At 68.4% G+C, this 12946-nt stretch carries 17 protein-coding genes and 1 pseudogene; 12 read left to right on the top strand and 6 right to left on the bottom strand.

Translation table 11 applies throughout. The annotated features are described in order from the left end of the window. Positions 1-132 precede the first annotated feature (132 nt). Together AC07DU_RS05865 and AC07DU_RS05860 are read right to left on the bottom strand one after the other, a co-directional pair. Positions 133-501: a PRC-barrel domain-containing protein gene (locus AC07DU_RS05865; RefSeq protein ID WP_360899795.1), complete on the bottom strand. Its 369-nt coding sequence runs from the start codon at positions 499-501 to the stop codon at positions 133-135. A 163-nt stretch (positions 502-664) separates the two neighbouring features. Continuing rightward, a complete protein-coding gene (locus AC07DU_RS05860) occupies positions 665-826 on the bottom strand; it encodes a DUF5670 family protein (RefSeq protein ID WP_360899798.1) in 162 nt (53 codons plus the stop codon). A gap of 119 nt (positions 827-945) precedes the next feature. Here AC07DU_RS05860 and AC07DU_RS05855 point away from each other — a divergent pair, with 119 nt between their 5' ends. The 4 genes from AC07DU_RS05855 to AC07DU_RS05840 all read left to right on the top strand — a co-directional run bounded on the left by AC07DU_RS05855 (position 946) and on the right by AC07DU_RS05840 (position 2736). Continuing rightward, positions 946-1179, top strand: coding sequence for a hypothetical protein (locus AC07DU_RS05855; protein WP_479036586.1), 234 nt, complete (start codon positions 946-948; stop codon positions 1177-1179). A gap of 166 nt (positions 1180-1345) precedes the next feature. Beyond that, positions 1346-1654, top strand: coding sequence for a hypothetical protein (locus tag AC07DU_RS05850; RefSeq protein WP_453370520.1), 309 nt, complete (start codon positions 1346-1348; stop codon positions 1652-1654). Positions 1655-1822: 168 nt separating this feature from the next. Continuing rightward, positions 1823-2254 (top strand): DUF6188 family protein, encoded by a 432-nt coding sequence (locus tag AC07DU_RS05845; protein WP_360899962.1) that lies wholly within the window; start codon positions 1823-1825, stop codon positions 2252-2254. A 137-nt stretch (positions 2255-2391) separates the two neighbouring features. Beyond that, a complete protein-coding gene (locus tag AC07DU_RS05840) occupies positions 2392-2736 on the top strand; it encodes a hypothetical protein (protein WP_360899806.1) in 345 nt (114 codons plus the stop codon). 273 nt (positions 2737-3009) lie between these two features. Here AC07DU_RS05840 and AC07DU_RS05835 read toward each other — a convergent pair. Then, positions 3010-3362, bottom strand: a pseudogene (locus AC07DU_RS05835) (WhiB family transcriptional regulator). Positions 3363-3710: 348 nt separating this feature from the next. Between AC07DU_RS05835 and AC07DU_RS05830 the strand changes: the two are divergent. From AC07DU_RS05830 to AC07DU_RS05810, 5 genes are all read left to right on the top strand, one after another. Continuing rightward, positions 3711-3935 (top strand): hypothetical protein, encoded by a 225-nt coding sequence (locus tag AC07DU_RS05830; RefSeq protein ID WP_479109764.1) that lies wholly within the window; start codon positions 3711-3713, stop codon positions 3933-3935. A 31-nt stretch (positions 3936-3966) separates the two neighbouring features. Further along, a complete protein-coding gene (locus AC07DU_RS05825) occupies positions 3967-4158 on the top strand; it encodes a hypothetical protein (RefSeq protein ID WP_479109762.1) in 192 nt (63 codons plus the stop codon). A 346-nt stretch (positions 4159-4504) separates the two neighbouring features. Then, the gene (locus AC07DU_RS05820) at positions 4505-4816 is read left to right on the top strand and encodes a hypothetical protein (RefSeq protein WP_479109760.1); all 312 of its coding nucleotides are present in this window, start codon (positions 4505-4507) and stop codon (positions 4814-4816) included. A 227-nt stretch (positions 4817-5043) separates the two neighbouring features. Further along, positions 5044-5424, top strand: coding sequence for an Imm10 family immunity protein (locus AC07DU_RS05815; RefSeq protein ID WP_479109758.1), 381 nt, complete (start codon positions 5044-5046; stop codon positions 5422-5424). A gap of 392 nt (positions 5425-5816) precedes the next feature. Then, positions 5817-6113 (top strand): hypothetical protein, encoded by a 297-nt coding sequence (locus AC07DU_RS05810; protein WP_479036600.1) that lies wholly within the window; start codon positions 5817-5819, stop codon positions 6111-6113. A 209-nt stretch (positions 6114-6322) separates the two neighbouring features. Here the strand turns inward: AC07DU_RS05810 and AC07DU_RS05805 are convergent, their stop codons facing one another. The 3 genes from AC07DU_RS05805 to AC07DU_RS05795 form a co-directional block, all read right to left on the bottom strand. After that, the gene (locus AC07DU_RS05805) at positions 6323-6982 is read right to left on the bottom strand and encodes a DUF5701 family protein (protein WP_479036603.1); all 660 of its coding nucleotides are present in this window, start codon (positions 6980-6982) and stop codon (positions 6323-6325) included. A 154-nt stretch (positions 6983-7136) separates the two neighbouring features. Then, positions 7137-7874 carry a VOC family protein gene (locus AC07DU_RS05800; protein WP_479109756.1) on the bottom strand — a complete coding sequence of 246 codons (738 nt, stop codon included), beginning with the start codon at positions 7872-7874 and terminating at the stop codon, positions 7137-7139. Between the two features lie 259 nt (positions 7875-8133). Beyond that, a complete protein-coding gene (locus AC07DU_RS05795) occupies positions 8134-8553 on the bottom strand; it encodes a subtilase-type protease inhibitor (protein ID WP_479109754.1) in 420 nt (139 codons plus the stop codon). Between the two features lie 987 nt (positions 8554-9540). Between AC07DU_RS05795 and AC07DU_RS05790 the strand changes: the two genes are divergently transcribed. The 3 genes from AC07DU_RS05790 (at position 9541) to AC07DU_RS05780 (ending at position 12672) form a co-directional block, all read left to right on the top strand. Then, entirely contained in the window at positions 9541-10179 is a 639-nt protein-coding gene (locus tag AC07DU_RS05790; RefSeq protein WP_479109752.1) for a hypothetical protein, read from the top strand. A gap of 249 nt (positions 10180-10428) precedes the next feature. Next, positions 10429-11469: a vWA domain-containing protein gene (locus AC07DU_RS05785; protein WP_479109750.1), complete on the top strand. Its 1041-nt coding sequence runs from the start codon at positions 10429-10431 to the stop codon at positions 11467-11469. Positions 11470-11679: 210 nt separating this feature from the next. Then, complete coding sequence (locus AC07DU_RS05780) at positions 11680-12672, top strand: glycoside hydrolase family 26 protein (protein ID WP_479036612.1); 993 nt, start codon at positions 11680-11682, stop codon at positions 12670-12672. Positions 12673-12946 lie beyond the last annotated feature (274 nt).

Raw genomic sequence — 12946 nt, 5'->3', positions numbered from 1 at the left:
AACCCCCCCCCCCCCCCCCCACCCCCCCCCCCCTCCCCCCCCACCCCCCCCCCCCCCCCCCCCCCCCCCCCCCCCCCCCCCCCCCCCCCCCCCCCCCCCCGCTTCCGTTCCGCCGCTTACACCCTGGGGGCGTTACGCGGGGCGGCCGCCGAAGGGCGCGCCGGTGCCGTAGTACGTGCCCAGTTCCTCGCGGTAGCCGGCGTCACCGAGGTGCTTGTCACGGTGGAACTCCGGCGCGTTCTTGATCTGCTCCTTCGTCCGCTCGACGAAGATCTTCCGCTCGTCCGGGTCGATCCGGGTCACGGTGCTCGCCGGCAGCAGGACCTCCTTGCCGAAGATCCAGACCCCGGTGTCCACGACCAGGTAGGCGTCACCGACTTCGTCGGAGTGCTTGTCGACCTTGCCGATGGCGCCGTCCGTGGCCTCGACCTTGTAGCCGGTCAGGTCGGTGCCGGCCAGGTGCCCGGCGGTCGGCTGGTAATTCCACACATGCTCAGTCACGCGAAAACAACTCCTCAGATCTCAGAGATGAAGCGGCCCATGCCGCCTGACTCTTCTCGTGCGCCGCACGCGGCGGCTGATGCGCCGCCGCCTTTCTGGAGGCGTATTTAGCAGCCCCGCTGCATCACGACGCCTCCGCGGCCTTTCAGAGCCACTGCCACCGCTACCAGCGGTACCAGCGGCCACTGCTGCCCTTGGGCCGGGCGACGAAGCCGACCAGCCACACCACCAACACGATGACGGCGATCCACCACAGTGCCTTTATGGCGAAACCCGCACCGAAGAGAAGAAGGGCCAGCAGAAGAACAAGAAGCAGGGGAACCATTGTCATCAACCTCCGACACGCCGCCTGCCCTGCATTCCCGGATTCACACACCCGACTTGCCTTTCTCTCTGTGAGCGAGGCGATCTGTTCAACACACACGGCTGGGGTAGGAGGGGCACATGTTCAACCATCGAAGGGTGCGTACAGCCGTCGTCCTCGTGATCAGCTGGGTGGTGATGACAGGTGTGGAACGAGTGGTCGAACACAACCCATGGGGTTCGGCCTTGCTCAGGGGGCTGGTGTGGGCAGGCGTGATCACCGGCGTGTGGTGGTTCTCCGAGTGGACCCAGGTACAACGTCCGCAGCCTCGCCCGGAGGAGTTCGTCACGAGCGATGAACGCTCGCCGCACTGACCTGGCCCCGCAGCCCGCCGGCCATGCCGCGGCGGGGGGCGGCGGGGGCGTCAAGGGTCGCGGGAGGACACCCGACCGCCTGATCTGTGGGGGCTGAGGGGTTTGAAATGCGACACCGGGGCATCCCACAACGAGACTCAGCCTTTGCCAGCCTATGGAGGCAGCAGTGACCACGTACGTCATCACCGTGCCGGGCACGTTCCTGAGGGACGTCGACGATGCCGCTCGCTCCGAGCTGGCGAGGAGCCTGGCTCCACACCACACCGACTTGAGCGAGACGGAAGACGTGGAGCTGCTGACGGTCCACGAGGACGGCACCTTCTCCGTCCGGCTCGAAATCGAGGCCGTGGACCGGGCGACGGCGGAGGACGAGGCCGTCCGCCTGGCAGGGGCTGCCCTCCAGAAACTGGGGTTCTCGGAAGAGGACGCACCGCTGGGGCCTCCGGCGGTCACCGGTATCGACGGTGAGTTCTGAGATCGGGCCCCGAGGGCACCGTGGCAGCGCGGGCGCCGGAACTGGGCCAGGGACCGTGAGCCATCCTCCTGGCCCTCCACACCCTCCGGGCTGTCCGCGCATGCCCGGTTCCGCGAGGCCACCGCGCTGGGGTCCTCGCGAGGTAATGGACCATGAAAAAATGCGGTGATGCGCACTCAAGTAGAAGCGGTCGAACACGAGGACCGGTGGGTTCTTGGCCTTCGCGCGCGCAGGGTCGACAGGATCAGCGTCGATTTCCGGCTGACGCTCACCCTCGACGGGGGCTGGGACATCGTGCTGGAAGCGCCGACACTGCTCTCGGCAGGCCCCTCTCGCACGAGCCCCGGTACGCTCCTGAATCCGGAGACCCAGGACGTGGCTGCGGCCCTGCCACTGTTCGGGGTCAACGCCCTGTCTGCCGTGGCGTTCAAGTCGGGAACGCTCCGGATCGTGTTCGACAACGGCACGCACCTGACCTGCTCGGCCGACACGTCGTTCGAGGCGTGGCAGATCACGGGTCCCCGAGGATGGCGCTTCGTCTCACTCCCCGGCGGAGACCTCGCGGTCTGGGCCGGCTCCGGCCGGCCTGACAACCCGTAAGGTCCCGCTGCTCGAAGCCGCCCGGTCTTGCCTCTCGCCTGCCACACTGCTGCGCCCTTCAAGCCGAGTGTGGTGTAACGGTCGGCCGTCTGGCCTGGTTTACGCAGGCGGCCTGTGACAGAGCATACGGAGCGAGCATGTGGGACGGCCCCTTTTACCGAGTCAAGCGTGACGGATATGAGATCTGCTTCGTCCCCGATGCGCGAGATGACCTCGATGAGGTCTGCGATGTCGACATGTGGGTCATCCGCGATGACGGCGATCGATGGTCCGGAACCGTGGTCACGCTCGATGAGGTGCACCGCATCATGGACCGCCGACGGCAGGCGGGCGAACCAGAAGGCGCCTACTGGTGGTGCTGGGACGGCCTCATCGTCCGCGATGCGGGTGTGCCGTCGATGGTCAAGGTGATCGACGGGCTCGTTGCCACGGGCGAGCACGAGACAGTACTTCGCCACCTTGGGCCCGCAGAAGACCTCTGAGCTGGTTGGTTCTGGCTAACTGAACCAACGTCCAGCACGATCGCTCGTACGGGCCCCTGGCGAGGCACGGCGCGATGTACGCGGTACGACACGCAGACCGGCCCGGACCGGCTGTTCCGCCACGTCCATGGTCGTAGCGCCCTGCCCTTGGACCAGTTCGTGCCCGACTGGCCGTGCTGCTTCGTGGCCGCCTGGGGTCGGCCGGGGCCTAGCGGTGTGAGGCCTGGCCGCGCCGCCGGGCCACGTACGCGCCTGACCGGGGGTCAGACCGCATCAGCTCGCGGCCGCGTCGAGCGGCCTGAGCTGTCCCGCGCGGTGCTCGTACTCGCTGCGGGCAGCTTCCAGCAGCCGCTTCCAGGAGGTGACCGTTGGCCTTCGCTTCAGGAGTGCTCGGCGCTCGCGCTCGGTCATGCCTCCCCATACCCCGTATTCGACGCGGTGGTCGAGCGCGTGGGCCAGGCATTCGGTGCGCACCACGCAACCAGAGCAGACAGCCTTCGCTCTCGTCTGCGCAGCACCCTCCACGAAGAGCTCCTCCGGGTCGCCGGTCCTGCACGCGGCCCGTTGCCCCCAGTCCTGATCCCCGCCCATTGTTCGCCGCCCTCTCCCCGATCCGGCTCCCCCACCCCGCCACTCCACGGAGGGCGGCTTGAGCGCGACCGTACGGAAGGGCCCGCCCTGCCCGGTACCCCCCGGTCACCACGGCCATCACATCGAGTGAACCGGGGCGAGGGCGAATCGCAGAACGGAGCAGCAGCACTCGGGTGGCCGGAAGTGTTCGTGAGCCATCCGGCGACGCCCGTCCGCCCCGATCGTCGGTGCGGCCACCCACGCTCGGCCTCGGCAGGCCGACCGCGGTGCACCAGGCGACGGGCGGAGGCCGGCTGCCGCCCAGGACGCCACCGTGGGACTTTCCTGCCGTCCTGCCTGACGAAGAGAAGAGCCCACCAGGTCGTGGCCGACCGTGAGGGCACATGCACGATCTGTTCGCCACGCTCGCCGCCTTCCCCGCGGCCGCCGTCACCACCTCCGCGTTTCCTGCGACCCCTCCCGCGCAAGCCACCGCGTACAAGGCCCGCTGGACCCCGTACTCCGACGGGCAGGCCACCGCCTCGCGCGGCAAGTCGTCCGTCGACAATGGCGAGATCACCTACGACGACTCGACGAGCCTGGACGGATGTCGGCTACCGGCCACATGACGACAGGGAACGGATCGCACACTCCGCTGAGTTGCCATGGGCGGAGACCACCGGCAGCAAGGAGCACGAGCGCCTGTTCTGCGTCGGCGGCGGCCTGGTGCGCGCCGAGTCCACGGCGCAGGTGCGGCGGACGTGCAAGGGCACGCCGCAGGCCAGTCGTGGTGAACACCCTCTACGGCGACGAGGACTCCTCGCGCGTGTCAACTGGCCGGTGCGTACGTGATCGGGATCAGCGACAGAGCGGACGCCCCCGGCAGGGCGAGCGCAACACGGACCTCGGCCGGCCCGCTCCGGCCACGCAGGCCGAACGGTGGACCCGGGCGGTCACGAACGCGGTCGACGACTGACGAAGCGTGGGGGGACGACGCCTACGCAACCACGTACCCACAAACGGATGCCTCAATTTTCGGCCGAGACCGAAACCATCACGCCGCCCCGTGCACCGCCCGGACATCGTCAGGACGGGAGGCCGACAGAGCCCCCGCCGAAGAGGAAGAAGACCACGCGCCGCGTCCGCACACGAATACGGCGACCGTCTCTACCGGGGCGAGAGCCTTCAGCCGGGCGAGATGATCCAGCGCAGCACCTGGGACCCCATTGCCAATGTGCAGGTGTGGTGGCGTCTGGTCATGCAGACGGACGGCAACCTCGTCGAGTACAAGATCAACCGCTACGGGCAGCGGGTGTGCTGGGCCACCAACACCTACCCGGGAGCAGGCAACCGCGCCGTCTACCAGCACGACGGCAACTTCGTCGTCTACAACAGCAGCGGCACCGCCGTCTGGGCCAGCAACACCATGAACGGCGCCGGAGAAACCGTCGACATCAACACACGCGGCGTCGTGTACGTCGGCCACACGCCCATCACCGCCAGCTGCTGAGCCGGCACCCGCAGAACGAACCCCCGGCGGGCGCTCCCGTCCGGCGGGGGCTTCTGTGCGATCCGGCGTTCGCCGCTGGCCCTCGCCCCCGTGGCCAGCTCACAGGTCTCCATGACCAGTGCCATACGCGTCCATCGCGGCAATGTTCGTTGGCGGAGGGGTGGGCGTGAGCTGTGTTGGGCTCCTGGTAGAACCGGCATATGGCATACAGGTTCACAGCCCGTGCGGTGGCTGCTGAGATCGACGTTGATGGCGAGATGCAGGCTGGCGCGGCGGAAGAGGATGAAGGCTTCTTCCTGCTGTTCACGAGCGCTATTGGTGAGCCGTCCGCACAGGACATCTCGCTCGGGCTCGACACCTATTGCGTGATGACCCCGGAGCAATGCACGGCCTATGGCTGTGTCCGCGAGGTGGCCCTGACAGGCAGCCTGCTCACGGTGTCGCTGGACCCCGAGTGTCTGGATGACTTGGAGTTGGAGGAGGCCAAGATCGAGGCGGTGCTCAACGTGCCGGCGGAGAGCATTGACGAGATGCGCGAGGTACTTGCGAAGGTGTTGACCTTCGGACGCGAGGAGGCCCGGCCTCGGCTCATTGGCTTCTCGGGTTGATCCGCCGGATCGGTGGGATGCCTCGCACGGGCGATCCGAGGCCGAGGCCGTCGTAATACAGGCGGGAGGTGCCCCCCGGGGCATGGGGCGCCTTTGCCCACCAGCCTGGCCATCCAGCTGCGGGTTCAAGTAGGGCCATCCTGGGTTCCGTGCAGACCCGGCCAGCCTTGTGAAACCACCTAAGGCGGTGTCCCTCTATCAGGTCGCGTCCCCGGGGGCCAGGCACCGCAGGCTGAACCGAAGAAATGCGCGGGCGAGGGGGGCGAGCCAGCCGTCGACAGTCGGGGTTCGTAGGCAAACCGTTGTCAGCGCGTGGTTGCCCGGCGAGTCCGTCGCCCGCAATCCTGACGGTTCAGCACGATCACGTTGAAGAGAATGAAGGTTTCCCGCACATGCAGCACACCCCCGACCTCGGAAGCAACTCGCTCAGCAAGCCGGATCCGTGGGCCAAGTTCCGGGGGCTCGCCTGGTGGCAGTTGGTCCTCTCGATCGCGCCTATCATCCTGCTGCCGATCGGCGGGGCGATAGGCGGGGCCATCGGGGCGGCGGGGCTCTTCGCGAACCTCTCCCTGGCGCGCAAGCCGTTTGGGACGCCGGTCAAGCTCCTTGTGATGCTGGGCGTGGTACTCGGCTCTTATCTCGGATACTTCCTCGTCGCGGGTATCGCCTACAACCTGCTCAAGGGATGACCTTCCAGTCGGGGAGTCCTGATCTCGGCGGTCGGGCCACGGGCGCGGGGTAGCTGGCCCTACCCCGCGTCTTTCGGATCAGGGCCCGGACGTCCGGCCCTGATCCCCCGGCCGCCGTGCGCCGCCGCACGTAGCGGGGACCGCCCGCGTCCGGCTCGTGGCGCAGTTCACGGCGTGGCCCAGACCCGGCCGGCCTGGTGAAATGACCTTTAGTGCCCTCGGCCGGTGGCGGAGGCGAAGCCCAGCCAGGTGTGGCGGTTGCCCCACCAGCACCAGCCGACCTTCGGGGCGTTGCGGTGCTCGCGGCCGTCCCGGCCCGAGCCGTTGCTGATCCAGATCGCCGGGGTGCGGGCGTCCAGCGTGCCGTTCGCCTTGCGCAGCCGGGAACCGATGGTCATGAAGCAGTGGTTGCGCTCAAGGACCGCCGGCTGCTGGAGCACCCAGTGGATGCCTTCGGTGAGCAGCAGCGGGGTCCGGTCCTGTTCGGTGAGGGCGGGCAGTGCCTCCTCCGGGCTCCAGTTGGCCATGTGGTCGCCGCGGTCAAGGCCGGTGACGAGGTAGAGGGGGCCGTCGGGCAGCTCTACGGTGGAGGGGGTGAACTGATCGACGTCGGCCATGTCGGTGACGACGAAGCCGGACTTGCCGTCGCGGTGGAGCAGCGGTGCGAGGACGGACGCGGGGGCGCGGTCCGGGTGGACGGCGAGCAGGGCGTCGCCGTCGGAGCCGTCGGCGGCTTCGGCGGCGAAGGTGCGCAGCTCGTCTTCGGGTATCCCCGCGAGCTCGTGCACCCCCAGCCGGATCAGATGATCGGCCTGGGCGACCAGCGGCGGGAGAGGGAGCAGGGTGGCCGGGGACGAGGTGTCGGGCAAGGTACTCCTCGGTTCGCGGTGTGAGCAGTAGACCTGGGGCCAACGAAACGGCCTGCGGGAATGTTCCCGGCGCGGCGACGCTCCGACAGACCAGGCCACCGCGGCACGGACCGGGCCGTCACCTCGACGTCCTGGGCGGGCCGTGGGTTCCGCCTCAGCGCGGGGTGAGGACGCAGAACTCGTTGCCCTCCGGGTCGGCCAGGACCGTCCACGGCACGTCGCCCTGGCCGAGGTCGACGTCGGTGGCGCCGAGGGCCCGCAGCCGGGCCACCTCTGCCGCGTGATCGTCTCCGGGGTACGGGCGGAGGTCGAGATGGATGCGGTTCTTCACGGTCTTCACGTCGGGTGTGCGGATGAACTCCAGATACGGGCCGACGCTCTTGGCGGAGCGCAGCACCGCCTGTTCGTCGGTCACCTCGTGCACGGTCCAGTCCATCGCCTCGCCCCAGAACCGGGCCATGGCCCGGGGGTCCGCGCAGTCGACGACCACCGCGGCCATCGGCCCCGTGTCCCGGTAGACGGCGCGGGGCTCCAGCACGCAGAACTCGTTGCCCTCGGGGTCGGCCAGGACCGTCCAGGGGACGTCGCCCTGGCCCACGTCGGCGGGCGTCGCGCCGAGGAGCTGGAGGCGCGCGACCAGCTCGGCCTGATGGGCCGCGGAGGTGGTGGCGAGGTCGATGTGCACCCGGTTCTTCACCGTCTTGGGTTCCGGGACGCTAATGATGTCGATGCAGATGGCGGCCGGGTCGGGATAGACGAGGCCCACGGGTTCGAGGTTGGTCACGCCGGGTGCTTCGCTGTCCATGCCCCAGCCGAGCACCTCAGCCCAGAACCGGCCGAGGGTGGAGTCGTCGCGAGCGTTCATCGCAATCTGAACAAGCCGTGTCGCCATGCCGCCGACCTTATGCAGACCGTCCAGCGACGACAAGCGCATTTGCCGATGACCGGACGGAGATCCACTCGCTCGCCGAATGCCTTGTGGAGCCCGCGGGCTGGAGCGTTCGGTGACGCTCAAGAGACCGGCCCACGGCGCCCCCTCATGTCCCGCAGCCGCTCGGCGGAGGCCTGAGTGTCCGTCAGGGACACGCGTCCGCCCCCGCCCGGGGAGGGGCGGGGGCGGAACCGAGGGAGCGGACGACCCGGGCGAGCGGTCAGAACGCGAAGACGGCGTTTTCGTTGAAGGTCGCGGACATGACACAGGAGTTGGAGAAGGTGTGCTTCCAGGAGATGCGGCTGCCCTGCCAGACGCCGTCCGCGGTGACGGTGACGGGGGCGTAGTGCATCGGGCAGGCTCGGTTCGTGTCCGGTGCGGCCAGGAGCGCGTCGAAGGTGCCGTGTGTGGCGGCGAGCGCCGCGCAGGCGGCCTTGGGGTCGGGGTGCGTTCCCTGGGCGGTCGGCGCGCAGCTGAGAGTCGACGCCCGGACGACGGTCGCCGCGTCCTCGCCCTGAGCGACGGTCAGGACCATGGCGGAGGGGGCGTACAGGCTGGCGGGCTGTGCCTCGGCGATACCGGTGGCGCCGGCCAGGGTGAGGAGGGCGGCGGTGGAGACAGCAGCGATGCGGTGACGCACGACGGAACTCTCTTTCAATTCGAAGGGTATTCGCAGGAGTTGCCTGCGATATGCCGACTGGACGTCACCGAGTCTGTCGGCCGCGAGGGATGCATGCACATCGAACGCCGATTATCAGACATCTCGTTCGATTATCGGCGAACGAATGGTCGTTCGGGCAGCTCGGACCGGGGATGCGCCTCTTCGTGATCACGCAACAACGGGGGGTGACGGCGGATGCGGAAGCCGTTCGTGACGCGTTGACCTGCTGTCGGCCGCGCGCGGTTCACCGAACATCCATCCAGGCTGACCGGATAGCGACGGCGCGGAGCAGTGATTCGGCGTGGGTTGCTCGCTCCCGCGGCCTCATTGAGCGCGTAGTCGACAGCATGCGACTACCGATCGGGCCCCCTCGGTCTCCGGCCGGCGGCGAACACCACCGCTGCATTCCTGCGGATCGGTTACGACGACGAACCCCCCGAGCACCGGCGCTATGCCCAATACCTGCAGGCCTCGGACAGCGTCACCGAGGCGGACGAGGCAAACCTGCTGGCTGCCGTCCTTCGCGACGACGACACATCCATGGCCGAGAGCGCCGTGAACCATCACCTTGAACGCCGGGCGGCAGAGCAGCTGACCAGCTCCCAGTTCCCTGCCTGGGCCCAGGGCACGGTCATTGGCGACCGTGCATTCCTCACCCGACGCCCTCCGCTTGCTCGCTGAGCACGGACACACCCGCCGTGTCCGCAACGCGGCGAGCCGCCGAACCCAACGACCACCACACGCCCCAACCCGGTGACTGAACTACTCACCGGCAGCCGCCCGTCCCTGCCGCCGATTGCCTAGCCGGTGCCTGCCGGCCCCTTTTGCCGGCGCGAGTTCGTAGAAGCACGCGGGCAGTCATAAACGTTTGTCGCAGTGGGCCGGGTACGTGATTCGGCGTCACGGGTACACGTGAGTGCGTACCATCGCCTCACACATGCTCTCCCCGCAGAAATCGAGGAACCCATGACGACAACCACCAACGTCACTCGTGTGCAAGACGACTACGCCCAGCAGATCGCCAGCGACCTCTCGACGAACCAGTCGACACAGGAGCAGACGCGAAAAGAACTGGAGCGGCTGCAGCGGGAACTGGAGGAACTTCAGGAAGGCGAGAAGGTTCTTCTGAAGATGCAGGACGCCTTGGGTATTTCGGCGAAGCCCGCATCCACGCCGGCCGCCAAGCGCAACGTGAAGCGTGCCGCGGTGCCTGCCGCGCGCAGTGCCAGTGCACGCACTGCGAAGAAGGCTCCGGAGCCCAAGGCCGCAGCCACCGCGGCGCCGCGCAAGCGCAAGGCGGCCGGTGAGACCGAAGTGAAGAAGGAGACGAGCGGCGGCCCCTCGTGGCTGGAGCTGGTCATGGCCACGCTCGCCGGCCAGACGGAACCCCGGTCCGCCGCCGAGGTGACCGAGACCCTCAGCGCCGCACACCCCGAGCGCAAGGTCCAGGCAGCGGTCATCCGCAACACCCTTGAGCAGGGTGTCGCCCGCGGCCGCCTCGAGCGCTCCAAGCAAGGTCGGTCCGTCTACTACACCCCCTCCGGCTCCACTCCGGCGGACGCGGGCACCGACCAGCCCCAGCCCAAGCCCCAGCCCCAGCCGTAACCCCTACCCCGGCAGCCCCAGCCCCAGCCCCAGCCCCACCGCACACACTCACGGGACCGGACTGCGTCCTGTAGCCGGGCACCGAGACGCCGCCGTCCGAGCCGATCAGCCGACGGCGGCGGCAGCGGTGGCGGCAGCCGCCGCGATGGCCCCCGTCCCGGCGCTCCTCGTACAGCCGGGAGCCGAGATCGATTGTCAGTGGCGGGTGAGACGGTAGGAGCATCCAATTCGGAACGAGGGGGAGCTGCCATGTCCGGTACTCAGAACTACATCAATCACGTTGCTCTTGTGCTGGACGCCAGTTCGTCCATGTCACACCTGAGCCGCAAGGTCGTCGACGTCGCCGATCAGCAGATTGCCTATCTCGCCCGCCGATCGAGGGAACTGGACCAGGAAACCCGTGTCACGGTGTACGTCTTCGCCGACAAGGTGGAGTGCGTCATCTACGACAAGGACGTGCTGCGCATGCCGTCGCTGAAGCAGCTGTACCGGGTCGGCGGAATGACGGCTCTGCTGGCGGCGGCCCTGAAGTCACAGCGTGAGCTGGCACAGACGGCGCAACTGTACGGCGACCACAGCTTCCTGACGTTCGTGCTGACCGACGGGCAGGAGAACGCGAGCCATCGTTGCCCGGACGCCCCGGCCAGGGGCCAGCGTGAACTGGTGAAGGCCGTGGCCGAGATGATCGAGAAGCAGCAGGACAACTGGACGCTGGCCGTCCTTGTGCCGGACCAGATGGGCAAGCGCGAGGCCATGCAGTGCGGTTTCCCCAAGGAGAACGTCGCCATCTGGGACGCCACCAGCACTCAGGGCCTGGAGGAGGCCGGGCAGGTCATCCAGCAGGCCACCGAGAAGTTCATGGTGGGCCGCTCGAAGGGCATCCGGGGATCGCGCGCGGTGTTCTCCACGGGGGCGGACGCCATCAACAAGGACACCGTCGCGGCGGCTGGTCTCACTCCGGTGGATCCGACGGCGTACCAGCTGATTCCGGTGGCTCGTGACGCGGCGATCCGGGAATGGGTCATCGAATCCGGGCACACCTACCGCACCGGTGGTGCGTTCTACCAACTGAGCAAGTCGGAGAAGATCCAGGCGCGGAAGCAGATCGCCGTGCTGGAGAAGAAGACGGACCGGGTGTACACGGGGCCCGAGGCCCGTGCCCTGCTCGGACTGCCGAGTGTGGAAGTGCGCGTCAAGCCGGACCACAATGACGACTTCACCATCTTCGTGCAGAGCACCAGCGTGAACCGGAAGCTCGTACCGAACACACGACTCTTGCTGATGGCCTGACACCTGCGGCGCCGTGCGTGGGGCGGTTGGTGGCCCACCGGGGGGGGCGACACGCGGATACGGGTGGTGATGTTCACCCGATCGGGCCACGCGGCGGCGTTCGGCGTCCTCGAACGGCTCAACATCGGGACCTCGGACAGGCCATACGTCCGATGAAATGCCTACCGTCGCACACCGAGAGACATCGATTCGCGAACGTGTGGAGACGGCATGTCCCATCGAGGCCGCTGGCTGGCCGGCGCCTGCATAACCACGGTCCTTGCGGGCCTGCTCGCCACCGGGGGCGCCCTGGCCACACCCCCGCAAGAGCCTTCCGATCGTGACGACGGGACCGACGTCGCAGTGGGTGCCTATCTCCACTACGGCTCACCCGGCGTCGAAAGGATGCAGGGGTTCTCGCACTGGCTCGGGGGTACCGAGCTGCGGGCCGGGCACACCTACCTGCCGGGCGACACCTGGAGGAACATCGAGGGGGAGCCCAATTCCCTGGACAGCTGGGCCCGGTGGCGGCGGGCCGAAGCCGATCGGCTGTTCGTCCTGAACGTGCCCATGTTCGAGGGCAACGAGGCCGGTGTCCCCGACCGCCGGGTCGCCGAGCTGATCCGCTCGGGCGCACAGGGCACGTACGACCACCACTTCCAACGGCTGGCCAGGCGTCTGGTCGGCCTCGGGATACCGGACACGGTGATCGTGCTCGGCTGGGAGATGAACGGCTTCGACTACACCCACCGGTGCCGGCCCGACCCGGAGAACTGGAAGAGGTACTGGCGGCGCATCGTGGCCGCCATGCGTTCCGTGGAGGGGCAGGACTTCCGTTTCGACTTCGCCCCCAACCGCGGCGGTGACGCGATCGCCTGGACCCGGTGTTACCCCGGCGACGACGTGGTCGACATCATCGGGATGGACAGCTACGACCAGCCGCCCGGCCATACCTTCGACGAGCAGGTCACCCAGCCCTACGGACTCCAGCAGCAGGTCGACTTCGCGAGGGCGCACGGCAAGCGGATCTCGTACCCCGAATGGGGGCTGTTCCGTAACGGCGACAACCCCGAGTACGTACGGGACATGCTGGCATGGATCGCCGAGCACGAGCCGCTCTACCACAGCATCACCGACTACTGCCCGCACGGTGTGTGGCAGTGCGGCAAGAACCCGCGCTCCTCGCAGGTGTTCCGGGAGTTCCTGTCCCCGGACCAGGGCTGACGGGCCTCTCCACGGGCGGGGCCCGGGGCTGGTGCCCGCTTGCGGCGCCGTCACCCGTCCGAGGGGTGCGGCGGGGGCGTCCGGGGCGCGCTCGGGGGTGCGTGCGGCACAGTGATCTTCATGCGCCGCTGGTCACTTCCCCTGCTCCTTGCCGCCCTTCTCGCGGCCTCCGGATGCGTCACCGTCGACCCCTTGCCCCCTCGCCCCGCCGGGGCCCCTTCGGCCCCGGTGCCGGCGGACCATGAGCATCCGGCCGTACCCCGGCCCGCGCGGC

Source organism: Streptomyces sp. NPDC045695, from assembly GCF_056432025.1.
This window is presented reverse-complemented; position numbering and strand designations above follow the sequence as displayed.

Excerpts from the sequence above, each read along its gene's own strand:
- AC07DU_RS05860 (WP_360899798.1), bottom strand. The coding sequence starts at position 826 with ATGGTTCCCCTGCTTCTTGTTCTTCTGCTGGCCCTTCTTCTCTTCGGT.
- AC07DU_RS05855 (WP_479036586.1), top strand. The coding sequence starts at position 946 with ATGTTCAACCATCGAAGGGTGCGTACAGCCGTCGTCCTCGTGATCAGC.
- AC07DU_RS05845 (WP_360899962.1), top strand. The coding sequence starts at position 1,823 with ATGCGCACTCAAGTAGAAGCGGTCGAACACGAGGACCGGTGGGTTCTT.
- AC07DU_RS05840 (WP_360899806.1), top strand. The coding sequence starts at position 2,392 with ATGTGGGACGGCCCCTTTTACCGAGTCAAGCGTGACGGATATGAGATC.
- AC07DU_RS05830 (WP_479109764.1), top strand. The coding sequence starts at position 3,711 with ATGCACGATCTGTTCGCCACGCTCGCCGCCTTCCCCGCGGCCGCCGTC.
- AC07DU_RS05820 (WP_479109760.1), top strand. The coding sequence starts at position 4,505 with ATGATCCAGCGCAGCACCTGGGACCCCATTGCCAATGTGCAGGTGTGG.
- AC07DU_RS05810 (WP_479036600.1), top strand. The coding sequence starts at position 5,817 with ATGCAGCACACCCCCGACCTCGGAAGCAACTCGCTCAGCAAGCCGGAT.
- AC07DU_RS05800 (WP_479109756.1), bottom strand. The coding sequence starts at position 7,874 with ATGGCGACACGGCTTGTTCAGATTGCGATGAACGCTCGCGACGACTCC.
- AC07DU_RS05790 (WP_479109752.1), top strand. The coding sequence starts at position 9,541 with ATGACGACAACCACCAACGTCACTCGTGTGCAAGACGACTACGCCCAG.
- AC07DU_RS05785 (WP_479109750.1), top strand. The coding sequence starts at position 10,429 with ATGTCCGGTACTCAGAACTACATCAATCACGTTGCTCTTGTGCTGGAC.
- AC07DU_RS05780 (WP_479036612.1), top strand. The coding sequence starts at position 11,680 with ATGTCCCATCGAGGCCGCTGGCTGGCCGGCGCCTGCATAACCACGGTC.